This is a genomic window from Mesorhizobium sp. M0293, assembly GCF_040321735.1.
Lineage (GTDB): Bacteria > Pseudomonadota > Alphaproteobacteria > Rhizobiales > Rhizobiaceae > Mesorhizobium.
Map to the genome: position 1 here is coordinate 1 of NZ_JAMYSA010000095.1, position 23,066 is coordinate 23,066.

A 23,066-nucleotide genomic window follows, 5' to 3' on the forward strand; every position below is an offset into this window, starting at 1 on the left:
ATTCGGACCCTCCGGTGAGTGCTGCAGCTTGGTAACTCCAGTCTCCTCGGTCCGGTCCGAATGGACAACCCTCTGAAAGCTCACAGCTAGACGGGCACCGGCGGGCTGAACGACTGGACGTCACCGGCGACGACAAGGCTCTGCAAGGAGCCTGGTGCGGCGCCGCCAATCAAGCCGAGCACCGAGCGGGCAAGCTCGGAGCCGGCCAGCCGGAAATTCTCGTTGACGACCAGCAATTCCCTGCGGAACAGGTGCAGCAGGTCCGACGACTGCTTCGATACGACATCGACATCGCGGCCGAGCTTGAGACCGGCATCCTCGATGCCGGCGACGATGGCCAGCGTCGCCGCGGCGGCGCTGCTGACGAAGCCGTCCGGCCTGACATCCCGGCACATCACCTGAGCCGTCCTCATCCTGATTTGCTCGATCGTATGGTCGATCGAAACGGTGTTGAACGGGATTTCGCTGGCGCCCACCTCGCTCAGCGCATCGGCAAAGCCGTTCAGCGTATGGCTGTAGTAGGTCAGCCCGGGCGGCGGCGACAGAAGCGCCAGCCTGCGCCGGCCCATGCTCGCCAACCGGCGCACGGCTTCCATCGCGAACGCATGGTTGTCGAAGTCATGGTAGGGGTGCACGAGACCCATATCGGTACGGCCATGCGTGGCAAAAGGCATGCCGTGCTCAAGCATGTAGCGGGCGCGCGGATCGTTGGGCTGGGTGCGCGAGATGATGACGCCGTCGGCCGAGCCGGTCTCGACCAGATAGCGGATCGGCTCCATCGGATCCTGCGAGCGGGAATAGGGCGTGACGATTAGGTGATATGGCGTTTCGGCGAGCACTTCCGAAACGCCATAGATGATGTCCGAGACGAAGCTCATGATCTCGCGATCGGTGTTCAGCACCAGGCTGATGACATTGGTCCTGCCGGTGCGCAGGCGTACGCCGGCTCGGTTCGGCCGGTAGCCGATCTGCTTGGCGACGAGCTGGACACGGCGCCTGGTTTCTGCGCCGATTTCCGGGGCATCCTTCAAGGCACGCGACACAGTGGTGACGCCGAGCCCGGTCATGAAGGCAAGCGTCTTCAGCGTCGGCCGGCCTTGCGCCGACGCTTCCTCATTCTTGTCCGTACGCCGTCTGTCCATTCGTCCCGCCCGTCAGGCGCATAGCAGCCGCAGCCCGGGCCGGCAATCGCCGCCATTGCGATACGATATGCGCTCCAACCCCGGTGAAGCCTCAATATACTGAAACGTTACAGATTGCCAATGTCGAGATGCCGGCTGCTCGTGATGAGGGGCCGGCTCTTTGCAAAACTCATTGGGATTCCAGAGGAAATTGCCCTCGCCATCACTTTTTGCCGGCTTTCGTGCGCCATTTCGATGTTTTGCAGTGCAGCGACCGATATTGCGCTGCACATGGAGCGGCCGCCCATGCGAATTTGTTCGTGGCTCGAAAAAATGTTGGGCCCTCGTTATCTATGGGGTTGCGCAGTTCGCGCAATTCCCGTATCGAAAATCTGTAACGTTTCAGATTCTGGGAGGAACCGAAATGCGCTATAAACTTTTGACCGCTGCGCTGGCAGCGACAGCCGCACTGCAGTTCGCCGGTCCGGCCGCCGCAACCGACCTGGAGGTCACCCATTGGTGGACTTCAGGCGGTGAGGCCGCGGCTGTCGCCGAGTTCGCCAAGGCTTTCGACGCCACCGGCAATCACTGGGTCGACGGCGCCATCGCCGGCTCCGGCGGCACGGCGCGGCCGATCATGATCAGCCGTATAACCGGTGGCGATCCGATGGGGGCCACCCAGTTCAATCATGGCCGGCAGGCTGAAGAACTGGTTCAGGCCGGCCTGATGCGCGACCTCACCGATGTAGCAACCAAGGGCAAGTGGACGGAAGTCGTGCGGCCGAAGAGCCTGCTCGACAGCTGCACCATCGACGGCAAGATTTATTGCGTGCCGGTCAATATCCATTCCTGGCAGTGGCTGTGGCTGTCGAATGAGGCCTTCGAGAAGGCCGGCGTGCCATTGCCGAAGGACTGGAATGAATTCGTTGCGGCAGCGCCCGCGCTGGAGAAGGCGGGCATCATCCCGCTCGCCGTCGGCGGACAGGCCTGGCAATCCTCCGGCGCCTTCGACGTGCTTCTGGCAGCGGTCGGCGGCACGGACACCTTCCTCAAGGTCTACAAGGATAAGGACGCGACATTTGCCGCCGGGCCCGAAGTCGCCAAGGTCTTCAAGGCCGCGGACGACGCCCGCAAGATGGCGAAGAACACCAATGTGCAGGACTGGAACCAGGCGACCAACCTCGTCATCACCGGCAAGGCCGGCGGTCAGATCATGGGCGACTGGGCACAAGGTGAGTTCCAGGTTGCCGGCAAGACCGCAGGCAAGGACTATACGTGCCTGCCAGGCCTGGGGCTGAACGAAGTCATCGCCACAGGCGGCGACGCCTTCTACTTCCCGCTGCTGAAGGATGCCGACAAATCCAAGGCGCAGGAGGTGCTGGCCGAAACTCTGCTCGATCCCAAGACGCAGGTTGCCTTCAATCTCAAGAAGGGCTCGCTGCCGGTGCGCGGCGACGTCGATCTCAATGCAGCGAACGACTGCATGAAGAAAGGCCTCGCCATCCTCGCCAAGGGCGCCGTCATACCATGGACGGACCAGCTGCTTTCACAGGACACCCAGAAGCAGAAGGAAGATCTCTTCGCCGAATTCTTCGCCAAGCCGGAACTGACCGTTGAAGAGGCGCAGAAGCGGTTCGCCGACCTCATCGCTTCGGCGGACTGACGTTGGAGGCTACTCACCTCGCTCCCGACCCTGGCAGGGTCGGGAGCGCACCGCCCTTACCCAGCCGGCTTGACGAGATGAGCAAGAGCGAACGCCCCAACCCGCTGTTCCGCAACCTCAATGCGAAGGTCGCCTCGATCCCGATGATCCTCACCGCAGGGGTGGTTTTCGTCGGCGGCACGCTTTGGACGGTGCTCTATTCCTTCACCAATTCGAAGCTCTTGCCGCGGCTGAATTTCGTCGGGCTCGACCAGTATTACCGGTTGTGGGCGACGCCGCGCTGGCTGATCTCGATCGAGAATCTGTTGATCTACGGCGCGATTTCGTTGGTGTTCTCACTGGTCGTCGGCTTCCTCCTTGCCGCGCTGCTCGACCAGAAGATCCGCTTCGAGGACACATTCCGGACCATCTTCCTCTATCCCTTTGCGCTCTCGTTCATCGTCACCGGCCTTGTCTGGCAGTGGCTGCTCAACCCGGACTTCGGCATCCAGCATGTGGTGCGGGGACTGGGCTGGGAGAGCTTCAGCTTCGACCCGCTCTACAATTCCAGTATCGTCATCTACGGCATATCGATCGCGGCACTGTGGCAAGGCACCGGGCTCATCATGTGCCTGATGCTGGCCGGCCTGCGTGGCATCGACGAGGACATCTGGAAGGCCGCGCGGGTGGATGGGATACCAATGTGGAAGACCTATCTGTTCATCGTCATCCCAATGATGCGGCCGGTCTTCATCACCACGCTCGTCATCATCGCTTCCGGCATCGTCAAGGTCTATGACCTCGTCGTGGCCCAGACCAGCGGCGGCCCGGGCATCGCCTCCGAGGTGCCGGCCAAGTACGTGTATGACTACATGTTCTTCGCCCAGAACCTCGGCCAGGGTTTTGCCGCCTCGACCATGATGCTGCTCTCGGTGGTGATCGTCATCGTGCCATGGGCCTATCTCGAATTCGGGCGGCGCAAATGAGCATGGCAAACACCACCGCTCAAACAAGCGTTGCCACCGGCACGCGCCAGGACATCATCGGCCCCTACGGCCCGAAGCCGCGCCGCATGATTTCGCGCCGCAACATCTTCCTCTACGGCACATTGTTTGTCATGGCGGCCTACTATCTGTTGCCGCTCTATGTGATGGTCGTCACTTCGCTCAAGGGGATGCCGGAGATCCGGCTCGGCAACATCTTTTCGCCGCCGCTCGAGATCACCTTCGAGCCGTGGGTCAAGGCGTGGTCGACGGCCTGCACTGGCCTCAATTGCGACGGGCTTTCGCGCGGCTTCTGGAATTCGGTGCGCATCACCGTGCCGTCGGTGCTGCTGTCGATCGCCATCGCCTCGGTGAACGGTTACGCGCTGGCCAACTGGCGCTTCAAGGGCGCCGACACGTTTTTCGTCATCCTGATCGTCGGCGCCTTCATTCCCTACCAGGTGATGATTTATCCGATCGTCATCATCCTGCGCGAGATCGGCCTTTACGGCAGTCTCAGCGGGCTGGTGATCGTCCATTCCATTTTCGGCATGCCGATCCTGACGCTGCTTTTCCGCAATTATTTTGCCTCGATGCCGGAAGAGCTGTTCAGGGCGGCGCGGGTCGACGGCGCGGGCTTCTGGGGCATCTTCCTGCGCATCATGCTGCCGATGTCGCTGCCGATCTTCGTCGTCGCCATCATCCTGCAGGTGACCGGGATCTGGAACGACTTCCTGTTCGGCGTCGTCTACACCCGCCCCGATACCTATCCGATGACGGTGCAGCTCAACAACATCGTCAACTCGGTACAAGGCGTGAAGGAGTACAATGTCAACATGGCCGCCACTATCCTCACCGGGCTTGTGCCGCTGATCGTCTACTTCATTTCCGGCAAGCTTTTCGTGCGCGGCATCGCCGCCGGCGCGGTGAAGGGGTGACGGCGATGACGGCAGCCAACGGCATCAGCGTTTCGATCCAGGACCTGTCACTGAATTTCGGTGTGGTGACTGTCTTGGAGACCCTCAATCTCGATGTCGCCGAGGGCGAGTTCATCGTGCTGCTCGGCCCGTCCGGCTGCGGCAAGTCAACTTTGCTCAACTGCATTGCCGGCCTGCTCGATATCTCCGAAGGCCGCATCTTCATCAAGGGCAAGAACGTCACCTGGGAAGAGCCCAAGGACCGAGGCATCGGCATGGTGTTCCAGTCCTATGCGCTGTATCCGCAAATGACGGTGGAGAAGAACCTGTCCTTCGGCCTGCGTGTCGCCGGCACGCCAAAAGACGAGATCGCCAAGCGCATCGCGCGGGCGGCCGAGATCCTGCAGATCGAGCCGCTGCTGCAACGCAAACCGGCGGCGCTCTCCGGCGGCCAGCGCCAGCGCGTGGCGATCGGACGGGCGCTGGTGCGCGATGTCGACGTGTTCCTGTTCGACGAGCCGCTGTCCAATCTCGATGCCAAGCTGCGCGCCGAGCTGCGCGTCGAGATCAAGCTGCTGCATCGCAAGCTGCAGAACACCATGATCTACGTCACCCACGACCAGATCGAGGCGATGACGCTGGCCGATCGAATCGCGGTGATGAAGGGCGGCGTCATCCAGCAGCTCGATGCGCCGCAGACTATCTACAACAGGCCGGTCAACCGATTCGTCGCCGGCTTCCTCGGCTCGCCGGCGATGAACTTCATCGACGGCCGGCTCGAAAACGCAGACGGCGGTTGGCGGTTCGTGGCCGACTCTCTCGAGATTCCGCTCGGCACTTATGACTTTGCCGGTCCTCCAACGGCCGGCCCAGCCGTATTCGGTATCAGGCCCGAGCATGTCAGCCTGAACAGCGGCACGGGCTGGCCGTTCTCGACCGCCGCCAATGTCGAGGTGGTCGAACCGATGGGCTCCGACACGCTGGTCTGGCTGAAGCTTGCCCAGCAGAATTTCAGCGTCCGGGTGACCTCGGAACGCACGCCCAACAACGATGAGGCGGTGACGGTCGGCTTCGATCCGATGCGCGCTTCGCTTTTCGACACCGCAACCGGCACCCGCATCTAGCTCGCGAGAACCATTCTTCCAGCGACAATCCCAAGCAAAACGGACAGAGACGATGAACTGGTCATTCCAACTCTATAGCGCCCGCAATTTCCTGCCCTGGGAAGGTGTGCTCGCCACGCTCGGCAAGCTCGGCTACACGCAAGTCGAGGGCTTCGGAGGCGTCTATGATGATCCCAAGGCCTTTCGCGCTGAACTCGACAAGAACGGCCTCGCCATGCCGACCGGGCATTTCTCGATCGATGCGCTCGAAAACGATTTTGATGGCGTGCGCACGATTGCCGACGCGCTTGGCATCAAACTGCTGATCTGCCCTTTTCTGATGCCCGATCAGCGGCCATCCGACGCGGCCGGCTGGCGCGGTTTTGGCGAGCGGCTGGCCAAGGTCGGCGACGCCGCGAAAAAGGCCGGCTACGGCTTTGCCTGGCACAACCATGATTTCGAGTTCAAGAAACTCGCCGACGGATCGGTGCCGCAGGATCTCATCCTCACGGCGGCGCCCGACATCAGCTGGGAGATGGACGTCGCTTGGGTCGTGCGCGGCGGCGATGATCCGCTGCCCTGGATCGAGAAGCATGGCAAGCGCATCAGCGCCGTCCATGTCAAGGACATGGCCAAGCCGGGCGAGGGGCTGGATGAGGATGGCTGGTCGGATGTCGGCCATGGCATCATCGACTGGGCCGGCCTGATCAAGGTGCTGCGCGCCAAGACTGCCGCCCAATATTACGTCATGGAACAGGACAACCCCAACGACATCGAGCGCTTCGCCCGCCGCTCCATCGCAGCCGTCAAGACCTACTAGGAGCAATCAGCATGGCAAAGAAACTTGGCATCGGCGTCATCGGCTGCGGCAACATCTCGAAGGCGTATTTTTCACTGGCGCCGCTGTTTCGCGGTATCGAGATGCGGGCCTGCGCCGACATCAACATGGAGGCTGCCAAGGCGCGGGCAAAGGAGTTCAAGCTGCGCGCCGAGACCGTCGACGGGTTGCTCAAGGCCGACGACATCGACATTATCGTCAACCTGACCATTCCGGCGGTGCACTACGAGGTGTCGAAGCAGATCCTCGACGCCGGCAAGCACGTCTATTCGGAAAAGCCTTTCGTGCTGTCGGTCAAGGAAGGGCTCGACCTGAAGAAACGCGCCGAGGCGAAAGGCCTGCGCATCGGCTCGGCTCCCGACACGTTCCTGGGCGGTGCGCATCAGCTGGTCCGCGACCTGATCGATACCGGCAAGCTAGGCAAGATCACCAGCGGCACCTGCCACGTCATGGGCCACGGCATGGAGCACTGGCACCCCAATCCCGACTTTTTCTTCCAGCCAGGCGCAGGTCCGGTGCTCGACATCGGACCCTACTACATCACCAATCTGATCCAGCTGATCGGACCGGTAAAACAGGTCGCTGCCTTTGCGACGACGCCGGCCAAGGAACGCACGATCAGTTCAAAGCCGCGCGCTGGCGAAAAAATTCCGGTCAACACGCCGACAACCATCCACGGTCTGCTGGAGTTCGAGAACGGTGCCGTGGTGACGCTCAACACCAGCTGGGACGTCTGGACCCATGGCCACGCGCCGATGGAGCTCTATGGCGAGGCGGGTACGGTGTTCGTGCCTGATCCGAATTTCTTCGGTGGCCACGTGCGGTTCACAGACTCGGCCAAGCCGGTCAAGAAGCTGCCGAAATGGCCGCATCCGTTCGGTGTTCCCAATGAGATGCATTCGCAAGGGATGATGGCCAATTACCGCACATCAGGCCTCGCCGACATGGCGGTGGCGATCGCGGAAGGCCGGCCGCACCGCTGCTCGATGGAACTGGCACTGCATGCCGTCGACGTCATGACCGGCCTGTTGCGCTCCGGCGAAACCGGCAAGTTCGTCGCCATGCAGACGACCTGCGAGCGGCCGGCCGCGCTTGGCGTCAAGCAAGCCAAGGAGCTTTTGGCGAAGAAGAAGTAAGCAGCACACCTCAACCCTCTCCCCGTTCCGACGGAGAGAGGGTAAGGGTGAGGGGCGAAGCCTACTCGCCGCGTCGTCGCGATGGCAGTGGGGCTAGCTTGCTTCCATTGAGGATTCCCCATGCCCTACACACCCGCCGAAAACCGCTATGAAAAAATGATCTACAATCGCTGCGGCCGCTCCGGCCTGAAACTGCCGGCGATCTCGCTGGGGTTGTGGCACAATTTCGGCAACGATACGCCGCACAAGACGAAGCAGGCGATCGCGCGCAAGGCCTTCGATCTCGGCATCACGCATTTCGACCTCGCCAACAATTACGGTCCGCCGCCCGGCTCGGCGGAGACCGCTTTCGGCGAGATACTGCGCACCGACTTCGCCGGCTACCGCGACGAGCTGATCATCTCGACCAAGGCCGGCTACGAGATGTGGGCCGGGCCTTACGGCGAATGGGGCGGGCGCAAATACATGCTTGCCAGCCTCGACCAGAGCCTGAAGCGGATGGGGCTCGACTATGTCGATATCTTCTATTCGCACCGTTTCGATCCCGACACGCCGCTGGAGGAAACCATGGGCGCGCTCGACCATGCCGTGCGCTCCGGCAAGGCGCTCTATGCCGGCATCTCTTCCTACAATTCGCAGCGCACGCGCGAGGCCGCCGATATCTTGAAGCAGCTTGGCACGCCATGCGTCATCCACCAGCCGAGTTATTCGATGCTGAACCGCTGGGTGGAGGACGATGGCCTGCTCGATACGCTCGAAGGGCTCGGCGTCGGCTCCATCGTGTTCTCGCCGCTGGCGCAAGGCATGCTGACCAACAAGTATCTCGGCGGTATCCCCGACGGCAGCCGCGCCTCCCAAGGCAAGTCGCTGAGGACTGCCTTCATCAACGACAAGACCATCGCCAACATCAAGGCGCTCGACGCCATCGCCGGCAAGCGCGGGCAGACGCTGGCGCAGATGGCGCTGGCCTGGGTGCTGCGCAGGGGCAAGGTGACATCGGCGCTGATCGGCGCCAGCCGGCCGGAGCAGGTCGAGGACTGCGTTGGCGCGCTCAAGGTGCTCGACTTCAGCGATGCCGAGCTCGCCGAGATCGATACCTATGCGCGCGAGTCCGACATCAATCTGTGGGCGGCCTCGGCCGAGCGCAAAGGTCCGCCGAGGAAATAAGCCTGCTCGATAAGCCGGCAAAACAAGAACGGCGGGAGTCCCGCCATTCTCTCGTGTGAAGGCAAGTGCCCTGGTTCAGGGCGTCTTCGGCTTCTGAGCCGTGCCCAGTCCCGCCTTGGGTTTTGCAGGCGCCGGAGCAGAAGTTTTCATCTTCGCCTCGATCCAGCCGGTGTAATTGGCCAACCGCGTGTAGATGCCATAGGCGTCCTTGTGGCCGCAGGCCGCACTGCCGTCCGCCGGGCCTTCGCCCCAACTGACGACGCCGACCTGGATCGGGCCGCCGGTGCCGGTCATGAACAGCGGGCCGCCGCTGTCGCCGTTGCAGGCATCGCGCACGCCGCTGGTGGTGCCGGCGCAGATCATATTGCCGGTCAGCGGGTCGGTCATATCGGCGGCGATCGCATTGGCGGCCGCGTCGATGCCTTTTTCCGAATAGCGCATACGGTGGGACAGATCGCCAAGTGCTGCCTTCAGATCATGCGCATAAATGGCCTTGATGCCGCTATTGCAGGCCTGGTTCGGCTGCAGGTCAAGGTCGGCGACCATCAGCGTGGTCGGGAAGGTGCCATCCTGCATCTTGCCCCATCCGGTGACTGTCGTCTTGCCGGTATCTGGTGTCGCGTCATGGGTGACCTTGATTGTCGGCGCATCGGCCGGTTCGGCAAGCCGGAGCAGGCCGAGGTCGTTATCGAGCGTCTGCTCGCTGTAGCCTTCGTTGACGATAACCTCCACGACCTTGTGGCGTTTACCCTCGCTGAGGTCAGTGGCGCCGGTCAGCACGGTGACGCTCTCCGGCGAAATCGGCTTGCCCTCATCGTTGAGACAATGTGCTGCCGTCAGCACCCATTGCGGCGCGATCAGGCTGCCGCCGCAAAACTGGGCATTGGCCTGCGAAGCCGGGTTCTCGTCCAGCCTGTCGGCGGTGAGCAGCGCGACCTGGAACGGATAGGCGCCCTTTTCGGCCTGGTTGCCACCATAGACGCGGTCGGCGCCGTCGGGGTTTTCCGCCGTGGCCTTCGCTCTTGCATCGGCCACCCGCTTCATCGGCGAAACCGCCGCTTCGGGCCTGGCGGCACCTTCGTCCGCCTGGGCAGTGTTGGCGGCCGCAAGGGCGGCAGCGATGCCGAGCAAAGACGCGGCGGCGATCGGCCTGAACCGATGGATGATGTGCACCTGAAATCCTCCTGAGACACGTTCCCGAACGAGCCAGCCCCGGCGCATGATCAACGAAACAGTCGCCGGCAAGCAGGCGTTGCTTCGCGGATCGCGTTCCTGTGCGGAACCCACTCAAAACCCTATAGCCCCCCACGGGCTACGTGGAAGCGATTTGTCATTCCAATGTTGTATAAATTTAGGCAATATATCTGCGCGGATGTCTTTGGCGGGGGCCTTTGACAGACCGTATGGGGTGATGATCAGGTTCAGGCGCCGGTAACCAAACTCATTTTTCGGCTTCACCACGATCTCGACAATATTTCTGTATTTTGATCCAGTCCTTGCTGACTTTTGGGAGAGTCTCACCATGACAAAACTGACAAACGAACTTGTTGCGTCCGCATTGCTTTCCACCGCAATGTGGGCGGTCCCGGTTTTCGCTGCCGATCCTGGCTCTGCCAGTGCCGGCAATGGCGAAAGCATGCGGGACGTGACTTCAGGCGACTACAAGCCCGGGCGGGCGAAACCAATCGCGCCGCCGAAGCTGACTGACGAAGACAGCCGCGCCGCGCCGCTTGCTGACGAGGCAACGGCTGTCAAATCTTATGGCATCGTCGGACGGTCCGCCGATGGCAAGGAGATCAAGATCGAGCCGAGCGAAGCGCTGAGGGACCTTATCATCAAGGAACTGAATGCTCCGGCCAATGGAACAGATGGAGCCCAGCGGAAGACAGAGGATCCGGATCTCGGTGAAGGCGAAGCCGGCCGTCAGGTTTTCGGCACCGATGATCGCGAGCAGGTCAAGAACACCAAGACCTATCCGTTCTCGGCAATAGGCTATCTCGAAGCCAAGTCGCCGAAAACGGGCAGCTTTGGCAGCTGTTCGGCAACGCTGATCGGCCCGCGCACGGTGCTCACCGCGGCGCACTGCCTCTATAGCCATGAGGACAAGGACTGGCTCTCCGAGTATCTGTTCGTGCCAGGCCTCAATGGCAGCACCGCCGATGACGCACCGTTCGGCGCCTTCACCTTTGAAAGCGCCTATGTTCTGCAAGGCTTTATCGACAACTACCAGGGCTATTATGGTTCGGTCCTTCTATGGGATCTCGGCATCGTCACGCTGAAGCAGGACGTCGGCACCAACCTTGGCTGGCTGGGCTACGCCAACTATGACGATCTCGGCGACTTCACCGCCAATCTCGTCGGCTATCCCGGCGACAAGCCGATGGGCACGATGTGGAAGGCGAACTGCGAAGTGCATGCCGAAAACATCGCCCCGGAATATTTCCAGTATGACTGCGATACGTTCCCAGGGTCGAGCGGCAGCTCGGTCTATGCTTACGACAACAACTCCAAGCAGCGCATCATCACCGGCGTCAACGTGGCGGAAAGCCCCGACGCGAACACCGCCGTGCGCCTGAACGCTGCCAACGTCCAGTGGATCAACAGCTTGTATAAATAGGCGCTGCTTATTCGCGGTGAAGATAAAGGCGGCGGGTCGATCCCGCCGCCTTTTTTCGTGGCGATGCTTCGAATGCGGCTTCTCTTGCACGAGGCCGGCTCGCCGACTACGCTTGATCAGCCAAGGGGTTGGCATCCATGGGGGCTCAAGGATGGCGCGGGCAAGGGCAGTGTCGGGGATCGCGGCGGCATCGATGCTGGCCGCGTTGATGCTTTTGCAGGCCTTCGCCGATCCGGCCGCCGCACCCACTGATGGGGCCTGGGCGGAACGGGTGCAGATCCTCTACCAGGCAGACACGCGCTCGGTGCTGCGCAGGACGGTCCGGGTTTGGGATTTCCATCCGGAGAAGGGCCTCGACTTCGTCTGGGAGCCAGCCGCAGGCCAGTCGCCTGACCGGACGATTGCCGAAGACGGCACCATCAACGGCAAGGGCAGGCTGGTCTGGCGGGTGCGCGGCTCGGCACGCTATGATCCCAAAACCATCTATTCCAGCTATTTCGGTGACATCGGGGAAGGCCGCCCCGACGGGCAAGGCCGGCTCGAGCTGCGTTCGGGCGAGGTTTTTGACGGGCATTGGCTTGCCGGAGAACTCAGCGGAAAGGGCATCCATGTCGACGCCGACGGCAACCGCTATGAGGGGCAGTTCGTCGCCGGCGTGCCGAATGGCGAGGGGCGGCTGCTGTCAAAGACCGGGGAGATTTTTGCCGGCTCATTTGTCGACGGGTTGAAGAACGGCAAGGGCCGCATGCGGCTGGCTGGGGGCACGGTCTACACATCGCAATGGGCGATGGGCAAGGAGGTTGGCGGCTCGCGCCCCGACGTGCTGGCCGATGCCAGGGTCGGTGGGCTCCTCAAGGTGCAGACCGGCGGCGGAGATGCCGACAAGGTCGAGATCGGCGTCGCGGTCGATCAGCGTATGACTCAGCAGTCCGACATGCAGTACCAGCATCTGGTGCGTGACGAAGACATCGCGATCTATCCGCAATCCGACCAGTACAATGACAGCTGGAGCGGCATCGGCCAGATCGCCACCGGCAATGTCTATCAAGGCATGGACTGGGAGGACGCGCCGGCCTTTGCGGAAGTCGATCTCAAGACGACCGACCAGTCCAAGGTCAAGCTCGACAGTCTGGAAATGAAGGTCGCCGCCAGCGATGCCTATCGCAAGCCGATGTTGTCGATATCGGAGCATTTCGGCTGCGTCGGATTCAGGCCGGATTTCTCGATCGTCAATAATGGCTGGGGTGACGCCAAGGACATGAAGATGTCGATCCAGTTCACTGCAGTCGACGACGAAGACAACCCGACCGGTGAACCCAGCCGCATGTTCACAAAGGACGTCGGCAGTTTCGGCGACGGCGTCGACGTATCGGTCAAGAGCGTGCTCGCTGAAGCCGGCGTCGATACGGCCAGCCTGGAGACGGGACGTTTTCCCTGTCCTTCGGTAGACAGTCTCAATGTCTGCCGCAGCCAGCTGACCAACAAGATCAAATTCGGCGAGGTCGCCGACTATCTCGGCAACATGCAACAGGCGATGACGCTGAACGCGATCGGCAAGTTCGACTATTCGTGGGCGGATGACGAAGGTCATGTCTACCAGCAGAGCGAGCCGTTCCGCACCTCCATCACCATGGCGGTCTTCGAGACGCCGGAATCGATGGCCGAATGTGGCGACGGTGGCGGTGGTACACCGGAAGCGATGCGCTACCAGAACATCGAGTTCCCGATCGGCAAGCATGACTACACCATCGCCATGCCGGTGCGCGGCAACAAGAAGATCAGCGCCTATACGGCGCGGCTGAAAATGTGGTCGTCGATGTCGTCGATCCACAGCTTCAGCATCGCGGCGCATTTTGCCGACGGCAGCATGCGCGAGAGCAAGCCGGTCACCTTCTTCTATTTCCGGCCGAAGCAGTCGCTGTTCGAGACCAGGACCGAGCCGGCGGCCTGTTATCTGCCGCGCGATATGGTCGGCTGCGGTTAGGGTGTGTCGATATTCAGGTGATGCCGGTCTGCAAACGGCAGCTTCCTACGCTTCCGGTGCTCGCGTACGAAAAGTACGCTCCGCTCCGGTTCTCGGAACCTGCCGTTTTCGACTCGGCCTGACCTGAATCTCAACACACCCTGGGAGCGTTTATTTCCTGCCCATCTCGAAATAGTTGGGAAGGGGAATGAGCCTGGTGAAGATCGTGCCCTGGGCGAAGACGCGCAGTTCCAGCATCGATCCGGACGAGCGTTCGGCGCGCTGGTCGAAAAGGAAATTGCCGAGCGAATAGACCTCCGCCACATCGCCGCCGCCCAGCGGGACAATCGCTTCGCTCGACACATGTGGGTGGCCGCCGATGATGACTGAAGCGCCGCGCAGGCGCATCTGGTCGGCAAGTATGTCTTCCCGCTTCGACGGTGCGGTCTTGTATTCGCGGCCCCAATGGACGAAGGCGACCACCGGCCGCTCGGCATCCTCGTGCAGCAGCCGGTCGAGCAGGGCAGGGGTGAGCAGGTCGGTGTTCTTCGAACCGTTGGTGTCGATGTCGGTCAGGCCGACAAGGTCGAGATCGGCAAGCGCCAGCGTCTCGCCTTGGCCGAAATGCGGGATGCCGGCTTCATCCAGCGCGCGTAGCGTCTCGGCATAGCCTGACGGTCCGAGATCGTAGGCGTGGTTGTTGGCGAGCCCGACGCCGGCGACATGCAGCCGCTTCAGCATGTCGACAGCCAGGTCTTGCGGCATCGCCAGCGTCATGTCGTCGATCGCTTCCGGCACGTTGGGCAGGATAACACCTTCGAGGTTGACGATCAGCGGCCGCGATCCGGTCAGGGCCAGAGCGCTGTCGACGATGCGGTCGGCAACGCCGTCGCGAACCAGGATCTTCTTCATGGCGCGGCCGAAATTCACGTCGCCGGCGAGATAATAGATCCTGTCCTTTGGCCGTGCCGGATTGTTGAAGCCGGGGCCGAAGGCGCCGAACAGCGCAACGACATAGCTGGTGGTCCGCTCGACATAGTCCGACGTGTGTTCCTGCGAGTTTTCGTTGGCGACGACCAGCGGCAGGGCGCCGAACAGCTCGCGCTGCAGCCTTGTCTGGATGTAGAGCGCGCCGACGGAATCGGCATGATCGGGCTGGCGAAGTGCAGCTATGCCGTCGAGCGACCCGGCGGCCAGCATGTTCAGGGACTGCTGGTCGAAGCGTCTGGAGTCATGCTGCGGCAGATAGTGCGAGAAGTCGGTGGATTCGACGATCAGCGTGTCCTTGTCGACAATCGGCTTTAAAGCCTCGGCCAGCCTGTCCCAGTCGCCGCGACGCGCCTTCACCGACATTGCCACGGGCACGATTTTCGCCTCGGGGAAATAGTGGTGCAGGAAAGGCAGCATGGCACGCACGCCATGCTCTTTGTCGAACAGGCACGACTCCTCGACCATGTCGCCGTTCGTCTCGAGACGACGTACGGCATTGGTGTCGGCCGCGACCGGGCCAAGCACGGTGTCGAAGCCGCGCAGCGTGGTGGCGTAGAGCTTGTGCGTCTTGTGAAAATGGTCCGGCGACAGGATGATGATCCGTTTGTAGCGGAAACCCGACGCCGCCCGGAAGCCGAGCGCCACCAGATCGGCAGCAAGCAGATGGTGTGGCACCGTGATGCCGGTCAGCCGCTGGTTGGAAGGCTGGATATCGGCGACGCTGGCGATAGCATCCTTGAACAGCGTGACCTCGTCGTAGAAGGGCGGAAAGTTATCGGTGCCCGGCGGGCAGACGACAGGTGCGGCGAAGCCGGGGAGGGGCAGGAGAGTGATGGCGAAGATCAGCAGGATGCTGGCCGGCGCGCAGGCACCCCCCTCTGTCCTGCCGGACATCTCCCCCGCAAGGGGGGAGATTGGCAGCTTCCGCCGCGCGAGTTTTCTTGCAGCGCTGCAGATCAGCGTAAGCAGTCCCGACAGCCGACCTCCCCCCTTGCGGGGGAGAGGGGTGCCCTGGCGTAGGCCTCGCCTCCTCATGGCGCGGCGAGCACAATGTTCTCCACGCCGCCGACATAGTAGAACGGCTTCTGTTTCGACGACGTCAGCCGCACCACTTCGCGCGAAATATAGTCGGCAAGGCCGAACAGTGTCACGCCGCCGTCCGACGTCCTGGCCTTTCCGCGCAGGCCTTCGAGGATCGAATAGGTGAAGACGCCGTGGCCGAGTTCCGGCAGTTCGGCTGCGGTGTTGTTGGCGGCGGTGGCGGAAAACACCACGATGCGCGCGTCCTGCGCGTCTTTTTCCAGGCGCGGATTGAAGGCGTTGGCGGCATGGCAGGTGTCGAGCAGCATGAAGCGCATGCCCTTGGCCCGCTCGACCGATTTCTGGATATCCGACCAGTCGACAAGCGAAGAGCGCTTCCAGCGCTCGGCATCCTGTTTGCGGCCGTCGGTTGGGATGAAATAATAGTCTTCGTCGATGTTGATGCCGTGGCCGGCGACGAAGATGATGGTGGTGTCGTGCTCGCCGGGCCTGTCGAGGAAGTCGGCGAGCTGATCGTCGATCGTGTCCGAGTCGGGTTCCATGATGCGTTCGGCACTGGCGACGGCGTAGGTTTGCTTGGCCTTGTCGGGGCTCTCGTCGAGCGCCTCGCGGTTGACCAGAACCAGCGTCTCCATCGACGAGAACAGCGGCGCCGATTTTTGCGAAACTACCTTGAGGAATTCCGTGGCATCATCGACGGGGTAGCGCAGGTCGCAGGCGCGGCCCGAACAGGCGTCGGTCAGGAACGGATATTTGTCGACGCCGATGACTGCCACATAGAGCTTGCCCTTGGCCTCGGTTCTCTCGGTCTTCCTCGCCAGTGCAGTCACGCTGCGTTCGGTCAGATAGCCATATTCGTTGGTGCCGGTGACGCGGATGGTGTTCTCGCCGTTCTCGACCGGTATCTCGATAATGGTGCTGCTGCCATCCGCCGAGCGGGCCGTGACATCGCCCACATTGAGGCTGTTCGACAGGATCGAGAAGCCGGCGACATCGGTTCCAGCTTCCTTGGCGCCTGATATCTCGACGGCGACGTAGCCGTCGCGGACCTTGCTCTGGTCTTCCGCCAGACGGATGCCGAACTCCGGCGGCTTGCGCTGCAAAAGCTTCTGCAACTCGTTGTCGACGCCGGGCCGCATTTCCTCGACCGCCTGTTTTGCGCTGCGCAGGATAATTGCCCGGCGCACCATCTCCGGACTCCAGAGATATTTCTTCAACTGGCCGGCGCGGATGAAGTGGCCTTCATGGTCGCGCCCCTGGTTGACCTGCCAGCCGATCAGCTTGTCGCCCTCGTCGGAGGAATAATAGTAGCCCTGCGGCATCCAGACGATCCATTGCGAGCCGGCAAAGAACATCGACACGATCAGCTCGTGCGTCTTCAGGTTCCATAGTTTCAGCGTCTGGTCGGCGCCGCCGGTGACCAGCAGGCCGGCCTTCTCAGAGGCAACCATGGCGTTGATCTCGCCGGTGTGGCCGGTGAATTCGCCCGACACTTTCGCGGTCGCGGTCCGGTATTCGAGCAGCGTGCCGTCATTGCCGCCGGTGATCACGCCAAGACCCTTGTCGATCAGTATGTAGGCCGAATGAACAAAACCGTTGGTGGCGTCGTTCTCGATGCTGCGTACCAGCTTGCCGCCATTGGCGATTTCCAGAACTGCGTTTTCCAGCGCGTCATTGCCGCCTGCCTTGGCGTGCAGCGACCACTGGCCGTCGGTAAGGGCGGCGCGCGCAAACGAGCCTGGCTCCGTCAGCGGCTGCGGCTCCTCGAAGAAGCGTTCGGAGGTCGGCAGTGCCAGTTTGTTGTCCAGCGCGCCCATTTGTTCGGGGCAGGCTACGCGATCGGAGCAAGGGTTGGCATTGCCCCAGGCGATGGCGTCGTTGGTCGCGTCGATGCCGACGGCCGTCACCGGTTCCCCCACGCCCTGCAGCAGAGCCTTGCGCTCACCGGTCGCGGGATCCCAGACCTGGATGGCGTTGCGGGTGCCGCCGGCGGTTGCTATCAGCGAGCCATCAGCCTTGGCGCCGCTGGCATAGACCGTGCCGTCATGGCCGGTATAGTCGAGCGTCTTTTCGCCGGTGTCGGTGTTCCAGACGATGGAGCGGTGCCTGTCGGCGCAGCGATAGCCGCAGGAGGCGATGAGCCGCGCATCCTTGGCGAAAGTCAGCGAACCGATGAAGAAATCCTGCGTCGGCATGGCGCGTGCCAGCGTGCCATCTGTCGCGCGCCAGAGCTGGACCTTCCCGTCCTTGCTGCCGGTGGCAAACAAGGCCCCGTCGGGCGAAACCGCCAGTGCCATCACGCTGATGTCCCGCAGCGGATCGGCTTCGTCGGGCAATGCGATCTCCTCGCCCTTCGCGACGTCCCACAGCCGGATACCGTTGTCAGTGGTCGTCGCTGCCAGACGGGTTCCACCGGCGGCGAAGGCGAGCTTGTCGATGTGCCAGGAATCGGCGTCGAGCTTCTTGTCCAGCGTCCAGCCGGTCACGGATTTGTCGTCAGACCGCCAGAGATAGACGACGCCGTCGGCGCCTCCGGCAGCCAGCGTTTCCCCATCAGGAGAGAAGGCCAGATCGTAGGTCGCGTAGTCGGCGGCCTTGAGCACTCCCTTCATCTTGCCGGTGGCGAAGTCGAACAGCCTGATGTCGCCATAGGGCGGCTTGTCGCCAAGACTGGCGCCGAAATAGCCGCCGGCGGCGATCGTCTTGCCGTCGGGCGAGACCGCGATCGTGAAGATCTTGCCGTCGCTGCCATTGCCGAGATAGCCGCGGATGGTGCGCAGCATCACCCCATTCTGCCAGTCCCAGATGCGGATGGTCTTGTCATTGGATGCCGAGACGATGTCTTCGCCATCGGGTGTGAAGGTGAGATCGGTGACCTGCGCACTATGGCCGCCAGTATCGAGGTCGAGGTGGAAATCCGGTGCGTCCTCGGCATGGGCAACCGAAGTCCCGATCAATGCTCCGCCGAGAGCCAGCCAGCGGCAGGCGCGCATCAGGCGGAGACCGGTTTTTCCCATCGCTATTTGGCTTCGGCCGCAGGCTGTGCATTGCGCACATAAGTCTCGATTGCCGTGGCGAAAGTGGGTGAACCCGCCTTGCGCTGCTTGTCGATGTAGCCGGCAAAATAGCTCCAGAACGAGGCGGCATAGTCGCGGAAATAGGCGTCGGTCACTTTGCGCGAACACAGATCGCCATCGACACAGAACGACAGGCGGTTGAGGAAATAGACGATGCGGTCGAAATTCTCGTTGAAATCGGCGACCGGCATGTCGCCACCACCGGCGGTCATCGCCTCGATGCCGATCCGTTGCCGGAACACCTGCTCCTCGGTCGGCGAGGGGTTGGCGCTGAGCAGATTGTCATATTTGGCGTTGAGGGCCGTCAGACGATCCTTCAGGGCACGCTGCGCCTGCTGGTAGTCCTTGTTTTCCCAGAGTTCGACCAGCGACATGGTCTGCTCGACGCGCTTCTGCTCCTGGTTGGCCAGGAACTGGTAGACCGAAAACATCAAGGTGAAGATGATGGCGAGACGCACTGCCATGCCCGACCAGGCATAGACCAGCATGCGCCAGTCGCGGTCGGTGAAGGGGTTGCTCTCCTTCTTGATCTCATGGCTGCTCGGCCACGGAAAGCCTTCGGTGGTTTCCGGCAAAGCCTGCTTCGCCGTCGGTGCTTTCGCGGGCGCTGCTGTTTGCCTGGTGCTGCCTGCCGGTTTTTTCATTGGCAGGTATCCAGTTCAATGATGGCGGAGGGATCCAGCACGATGCCTGGCGCCTCCAGCTTCTTTTTCAGGCATTCCAGCTGCGGGCGCGAAATCATGAACTGCACGTCGGGCTCCGTCGCTCCCTTGTTCGGTGACGGCAAGGCTTCGACGACACCGCGCGAGGCGCAGTTGCTGAGATCAACGATAACGGCGTTGCTGCTGCTTTTGGCGATCTGGTCATACTGATCGAGAAAACACGTCGCCAGCTCCGAGTTGGTGACGATCTGCTTGACGCATAGCCCGCAGGCCTCGTCCGCCGAAGCGCTGGCGATCAGCAACAGGCCGCCAGCAAGGCCGGCCACCGTTCCACGCCAGGAAAACACAGAGTTCTTCACAATCGATCCTATCCGTTTCATCCGGCCGTCATGCGCCAAAGCTGCGGCCGGGAATGTTCTCATATCGCGCCGATCGTGCAAGAGCTGGCCTTCGCTCCGGCATCCGCTCAGGCGCGTGGCACCGTCTCCATCGGGAAGATCATCACCGCGCCCTTCGGCCCGCTCTTGTCGGCAAGCCGCATCACCGAGCGGGTTGCCGGCGCCATGCCGAGATCGGTCAGCATGTCGGAGAAGCTGGCGGCGGAACCCACTCCTCGTGTCGCCGAGGCGACGCCGTCCTGCGCCAGGAAACTCAGGTCCTCCTTCTCGCTCTCCGGCGGCGCCTCGGTCAAAACCGCGATCATCCGTTCCATGCCGAAGCTGGTGTCGGTGAAGGCCAGCAGTCCCTCTTCGAGCGTGGCCTGAGGGGCGAGGCGCTCGGCAACGATATGGGTGATCGAATAGTCGCTGCCGACATAGAGCACGTTGATGTCGACCAGAAGGTCCGAGCTGTTCTTGGCCAGCACATGCACCTCGTCGCCCGGTGAAACGCGCGGCACCACGGAAGCCTGCAAGGGTTCGAGGCCGTCCTTGTCGCGGCGTTTAACCTGGAACTGGACGTCGACGTCCTCGGGCTTGTAGTCGGAGGCCGCCGCCAGCCGCGAAAGCCCGGTGGCGCGGAAGATGGTGCGCAGGTTCCTGGTCGTTGCGTCGACCAGCTTCTGGCGGTCATCCATGTGGATAATGATCAGCGGCGGCTTGCTGCCGTCCTTCAGGGTCACGTCGCCCGAGGCCGGCAGGAACCACAGCGCTGGCTTGTCGGTCGCATCCTCGGCGGCGCCGGTAATGGCATTCTCGCGCATCACCGCGAAGCGGAGTTCGGCGCTTTTGCCGGGTTCGACCAGCTCGATGTTGAAACCGGTCTCCTTGGCTGTCGCCAGTTCGTCGAGAACCGAATTGACCAGAGCGGTTTCCTTCTCAAGTCCCTTTGCCACGGCCGGCCGCGCGACGATAAGCTTGTAGTCGACGGCAATCTCCGCCACCCGCGCATAGGCGTTGGCCGGAATGTCGGCGACTTTAAGCGCCGGCTTTTTGTCGAATTCGACGGGCTTGACGCGACTTTCCAGGTTCTTGGCCGACCGCACTTCCAAAAAGCCGACTGCATCGGAAAGCGGCGATAGTGCCGAAGGCAGGATGGCGAGCTTGCTGCCGGGAGTGAGGCGGTGCAGCAGGCCGGCTCCGATCGTCGCTTCGCCGTCCTTGATGACGACGGGCCACTGCTTGACCGCGTCTGTCTTGTCGGTGCCGAACACACGGGCATCCAGTTCGCCCTCGAACAGCGGCGTCGGCCGGGTGCGGCTGTCGGCCGAATATTGCTGCAGCACGGCCTGGCCGAGCTGGCGGTAGGTGACATTGGGATTCTCGGCCAGTTTCGACAGGATAGTGAAGGTGAACAGGCCGAACCGCGGCGCATCCGTCGCGCCCTTGGGCAGCGGCATTTCCGGCGTCGTCTCTACCGTCTGTGCGGCATAGAAGGCGACCAGCTTGCCCTTGGCGATCGGTTCGCCGCCGGTCGGGGTCAGGCTGAAGGCCGGCTTGCGCGCGCCGTTGTCATCGACGCCGCGCGAGCCGGCGGCCGATGTCACCGCATCATAGGCCTTGATCGCAGCAGCCCGCTCGGCCTCGCTGCCGCCGACCAGGTCAGCAAACTCGACCTTGCGCTCCAGCTCGTCGTCGACCTCGACGGCGCGTGTCGCTGTGCCGGAATGGCAGCAGTCGAACACGACCCAGACGAAGGCGCCCTTGTCGCGGATGGCGTCGAGTGCTGCGCCGATTTCGTTGTCGATCAGCGCGTTCGGCACGCCGGCGTCGCGGTGGATCCATTTGTCGATGTCGACGGGCAGGAAGATCTCGTCGAGCCCGTCGGTCTCGTCGCCCTTGACTATCTGCGGCTGCTGGGCGCCGTGACCGGACAGGTGCAGATAGACGAAATCGTCACGCTGCACCTTGGCGGCAAGGTCGGCCAGTGCGGTCTTGATCGCCGCATGGGTCGGCAAGCCACTGGCGCCGGGGACATCCTTGGCGAGCAGCGTGATGTTCTCCGGCGCGAACCGTACCGGATCGGGCACATTCTTCAGGAGATATTCGTGGACGAGGCCGGCATCGTTCTTCGGCCCGATCAGCCAGTTCCTCTGCGGCAGGTTGGGATATTCGGTACAGGCGACCAGCAACGCATGGTAGGTGCGCGATGCGGCCATGGTCCGGAACGACACCATGCCGGCCATCGTCAGCGCGGACGTGCCGACCAGCAGCGTCCGCCGCGTCAATTTGATCATGATTGCTTCCCCAAGCCCGATCGAATTTCCAAGCGCGGCAATTCTTGCCGGAGATTTTGTCAGTATTTTGAATGTTGCATCGGAGAGCAACCTGCCTGCTACCCACTCCGGATCGACAATAGCCGGTTCTCGACAGCCTTCCGGGCAGGGATGTTGGAAACAGTAGCAAAAATGCCTGTTCGTCGCTATCTGGGTGGGACAGGGATTGTTTGCGCACGGAAATGAAGCGCGAGCGACGCAAGACGAGTTGGATCAGGACCATGGCGGCAAGGGATGTGCTGACGAAGAACCAGCTGTGCGTGCTCGAGAAGCTTGAGGCCGCCAGCGGGCCGCTCAGCGCCTATACTTTGCTAGATCAATTGCGCGAACGCGGTTTCCGCGCGCCGCTGCAGGTCTATCGGGCGCTCGACACGCTGGTGAAGTCCGGCTTCGTGCATCGGCTCGAAAGCATCAACTCCTTCGTCGCCTGCGCCGAGCCGCACGACCACAGCCATTCGATGACCGCCTTCGCCATCTGCGACACATGCGGGCAAGTGACCGAAATGTCCGACCACGATGTCGGCCACCGGTTGGACGAATGGGTGCGCTCCACTGGTTTCGCCGCCAAGAAAGCCGTGATCGAATTTCGCGGGACGTGCGCCAAGTGCCTGGCGGAAGCCGCTTAGGATCAGGCCAGCCAACCTGATGTTGGAGGGACAGCACCCCATAGGCGCTAACTTTACGCTATGCCGGCGATCCATGCTGCTGCGGATTGGCTTTTGCGCCGTCTGGGCGGATCGCAGACGTGGCGAATGATTTCGGTGAAGCGCGTGACGATTTCTCCCTGCCGCATTACCCTCAGCATGGCGTTGAGGATCGCAGGACGCAGGAGGCTATGCAGCCTCCATAGGGACAGCGATTGCGCCCTGCGTGGTTTCGCCTTCACAGGGGGGAGAGTCGAGAACGTCTGTGACGGCCTCGTCGATTATCAGCGCCAGGATCAGGTGGGCCGTCAGCCAGCTTCGGGCGAGCCGCTCGTCTCGCGCGGGAAGCTTGTGGATGCCCATTCCGCTCTTGAGCCGCTTGAAGGCGAGTTCGACCTGCCAGCGCAGCCGATAGGTTCGCAGCACCTCGTCGGCCGTCAATTCATCGGCCG

Annotated in this window: 18 protein-coding genes; 10 read left to right on the top strand and 8 right to left on the bottom strand. The window is 62.2% G+C overall.

Features of this window, described 5'->3' with window-relative positions:
* Positions 1-86: 86 nt before the first annotated feature.
* On the bottom strand, positions 87-1,142 hold the full coding sequence (locus NKJ06_RS26845) for a LacI family transcriptional regulator (RefSeq protein WP_352635805.1): 1,056 nt from the start codon (positions 1,140-1,142) through the stop codon (positions 87-89).
* 403 nt (positions 1,143-1,545) lie between these two features.
* On the opposite strand from NKJ06_RS26845, the gene NKJ06_RS26850 reads away from it, so the two are divergent.
* The 7 genes from NKJ06_RS26850 (at position 1,546) to mgrA (ending at position 8,907) form a co-directional block, all read left to right on the top strand.
* Positions 1,546-2,784 (top strand): ABC transporter substrate-binding protein, encoded by a 1,239-nt coding sequence (locus NKJ06_RS26850; protein ID WP_352635803.1) that lies wholly within the window; start codon positions 1,546-1,548, stop codon positions 2,782-2,784.
* 77 nt (positions 2,785-2,861) lie between these two features.
* Positions 2,862-3,749 carry a carbohydrate ABC transporter permease gene (locus NKJ06_RS26855; RefSeq protein ID WP_352635801.1) on the top strand — a complete coding sequence of 296 codons (888 nt, stop codon included), beginning with the start codon at positions 2,862-2,864 and terminating at the stop codon, positions 3,747-3,749.
* Between the two features lie 2 nt (positions 3,750-3,751).
* Complete coding sequence (locus NKJ06_RS26860) at positions 3,752-4,684, top strand: carbohydrate ABC transporter permease (protein ID WP_352635807.1); 933 nt, start codon at positions 3,752-3,754, stop codon at positions 4,682-4,684.
* A gap of 5 nt (positions 4,685-4,689) precedes the next feature.
* Positions 4,690-5,787, top strand: coding sequence for an ABC transporter ATP-binding protein (locus tag NKJ06_RS26865; RefSeq protein WP_352635799.1), 1,098 nt, complete (start codon positions 4,690-4,692; stop codon positions 5,785-5,787).
* Between the two features lie 52 nt (positions 5,788-5,839).
* Positions 5,840-6,586 (top strand): sugar phosphate isomerase/epimerase family protein, encoded by a 747-nt coding sequence (locus tag NKJ06_RS26870; protein ID WP_352635797.1) that lies wholly within the window; start codon positions 5,840-5,842, stop codon positions 6,584-6,586.
* Between the two features lie 11 nt (positions 6,587-6,597).
* Positions 6,598-7,740, top strand: a complete 1,143-nt coding sequence (locus NKJ06_RS26875) for a Gfo/Idh/MocA family protein (RefSeq protein WP_352635795.1) — start codon at positions 6,598-6,600, stop codon at positions 7,738-7,740.
* 120 nt (positions 7,741-7,860) lie between these two features.
* Entirely contained in the window at positions 7,861-8,907 is a 1,047-nt protein-coding gene (gene mgrA / locus NKJ06_RS26880; RefSeq protein ID WP_352635794.1) for an L-glyceraldehyde 3-phosphate reductase, read from the top strand.
* 75 nt (positions 8,908-8,982) lie between these two features.
* Here mgrA and NKJ06_RS26885 read toward each other — a convergent pair whose 3' ends face one another.
* Positions 8,983-10,080, bottom strand: coding sequence for a S1 family serine peptidase (locus NKJ06_RS26885; protein ID WP_352635793.1), 1,098 nt, complete (start codon positions 10,078-10,080; stop codon positions 8,983-8,985).
* A gap of 349 nt (positions 10,081-10,429) precedes the next feature.
* On the opposite strand from NKJ06_RS26885, the gene NKJ06_RS26890 reads away from it, so the two are divergent.
* Positions 10,430-11,524 carry a trypsin-like serine peptidase gene (locus NKJ06_RS26890; protein WP_352635791.1) on the top strand — a complete coding sequence of 365 codons (1,095 nt, stop codon included), beginning with the start codon at positions 10,430-10,432 and terminating at the stop codon, positions 11,522-11,524.
* 151 nt (positions 11,525-11,675) lie between these two features.
* On the top strand, positions 11,676-13,508 hold the full coding sequence (locus NKJ06_RS26895) for an MORN repeat-containing protein (RefSeq protein ID WP_352635789.1): 1,833 nt from the start codon (positions 11,676-11,678) through the stop codon (positions 13,506-13,508).
* 150 nt (positions 13,509-13,658) lie between these two features.
* On the opposite strand, the gene amrB is transcribed toward NKJ06_RS26895, so the two are convergent.
* The 5 genes from amrB to NKJ06_RS26920 all read right to left on the bottom strand — a co-directional run bounded on the left by amrB (position 13,659) and on the right by NKJ06_RS26920 (position 21,931).
* Positions 13,659-15,371: an AmmeMemoRadiSam system protein B gene (gene amrB / locus NKJ06_RS26900; protein WP_352635787.1), complete on the bottom strand. Its 1,713-nt coding sequence runs from the start codon at positions 15,369-15,371 to the stop codon at positions 13,659-13,661.
* Between the two features lie 137 nt (positions 15,372-15,508).
* Positions 15,509-18,535 (bottom strand): hypothetical protein, encoded by a 3,027-nt coding sequence (locus NKJ06_RS26905; protein WP_352811206.1) that lies wholly within the window; start codon positions 18,533-18,535, stop codon positions 15,509-15,511.
* A 2-nt stretch (positions 18,536-18,537) separates the two neighbouring features.
* Positions 18,538-19,239: a DUF4760 domain-containing protein gene (locus NKJ06_RS26910; protein ID WP_352635783.1), complete on the bottom strand. Its 702-nt coding sequence runs from the start codon at positions 19,237-19,239 to the stop codon at positions 18,538-18,540.
* Positions 19,236-19,655, bottom strand: a complete 420-nt coding sequence (locus NKJ06_RS26915; RefSeq protein ID WP_352635781.1) for a hypothetical protein — start codon at positions 19,653-19,655, stop codon at positions 19,236-19,238. Before NKJ06_RS26915 ends, NKJ06_RS26910 begins: the two co-directional genes overlap by 4 nt.
* 68 nt (positions 19,656-19,723) lie before the next feature.
* Positions 19,724-21,931 carry a caspase family protein gene (locus NKJ06_RS26920; protein WP_352811207.1) on the bottom strand — a complete coding sequence of 736 codons (2,208 nt, stop codon included), beginning with the start codon at positions 21,929-21,931 and terminating at the stop codon, positions 19,724-19,726.
* 260 nt (positions 21,932-22,191) lie between these two features.
* Here NKJ06_RS26920 and NKJ06_RS26925 point away from each other — a divergent pair, with 260 nt between their 5' ends.
* The gene (locus NKJ06_RS26925; RefSeq protein WP_352635777.1) at positions 22,192-22,596 is read left to right on the top strand and encodes a transcriptional repressor; all 405 of its coding nucleotides are present in this window, start codon (positions 22,192-22,194) and stop codon (positions 22,594-22,596) included.
* Positions 22,597-22,803: 207 nt separating this feature from the next.
* Here NKJ06_RS26925 and NKJ06_RS26930 read toward each other — a convergent pair.
* On the bottom strand, positions 22,804-23,066 hold a 263-nt coding region (locus NKJ06_RS26930), incomplete at its 5' end, for a transposase (RefSeq protein WP_352811210.1).

What these genes read in the sequence shown, in the direction of transcription:
- NKJ06_RS26845 (WP_352635805.1), bottom strand. Translation starts at nt 1,142, where the DNA reads ATGGACAGACGGCGTACGGACAAGAATGAGGAAGCGTCGGCGCAAGGC.
- NKJ06_RS26850 (WP_352635803.1), top strand. Translation starts at nt 1,546, where the DNA reads ATGCGCTATAAACTTTTGACCGCTGCGCTGGCAGCGACAGCCGCACTG.
- NKJ06_RS26855 (WP_352635801.1), top strand. Translation starts at nt 2,862, where the DNA reads ATGAGCAAGAGCGAACGCCCCAACCCGCTGTTCCGCAACCTCAATGCG.
- NKJ06_RS26860 (WP_352635807.1), top strand. Translation starts at nt 3,752, where the DNA reads ATGGCAAACACCACCGCTCAAACAAGCGTTGCCACCGGCACGCGCCAG.
- NKJ06_RS26865 (WP_352635799.1), top strand. Translation starts at nt 4,690, where the DNA reads ATGACGGCAGCCAACGGCATCAGCGTTTCGATCCAGGACCTGTCACTG.
- NKJ06_RS26870 (WP_352635797.1), top strand. Translation starts at nt 5,840, where the DNA reads ATGAACTGGTCATTCCAACTCTATAGCGCCCGCAATTTCCTGCCCTGG.
- NKJ06_RS26875 (WP_352635795.1), top strand. Translation starts at nt 6,598, where the DNA reads ATGGCAAAGAAACTTGGCATCGGCGTCATCGGCTGCGGCAACATCTCG.
- mgrA (WP_352635794.1), top strand. Translation starts at nt 7,861, where the DNA reads ATGCCCTACACACCCGCCGAAAACCGCTATGAAAAAATGATCTACAAT.
- NKJ06_RS26890 (WP_352635791.1), top strand. Translation starts at nt 10,430, where the DNA reads ATGACAAAACTGACAAACGAACTTGTTGCGTCCGCATTGCTTTCCACC.
- NKJ06_RS26895 (WP_352635789.1), top strand. Translation starts at nt 11,676, where the DNA reads ATGGCGCGGGCAAGGGCAGTGTCGGGGATCGCGGCGGCATCGATGCTG.
- amrB (WP_352635787.1), bottom strand. Translation starts at nt 15,371, where the DNA reads ATGTCCGGCAGGACAGAGGGGGGTGCCTGCGCGCCGGCCAGCATCCTG.
- NKJ06_RS26905 (WP_352811206.1), bottom strand. Translation starts at nt 18,535, where the DNA reads ATGGGAAAAACCGGTCTCCGCCTGATGCGCGCCTGCCGCTGGCTGGCT.
- NKJ06_RS26910 (WP_352635783.1), bottom strand. Translation starts at nt 19,239, where the DNA reads ATGAAAAAACCGGCAGGCAGCACCAGGCAAACAGCAGCGCCCGCGAAA.
- NKJ06_RS26920 (WP_352811207.1), bottom strand. Translation starts at nt 21,931, where the DNA reads ATGATCAAATTGACGCGGCGGACGCTGCTGGTCGGCACGTCCGCGCTG.
- NKJ06_RS26925 (WP_352635777.1), top strand. Translation starts at nt 22,192, where the DNA reads ATGGCGGCAAGGGATGTGCTGACGAAGAACCAGCTGTGCGTGCTCGAG.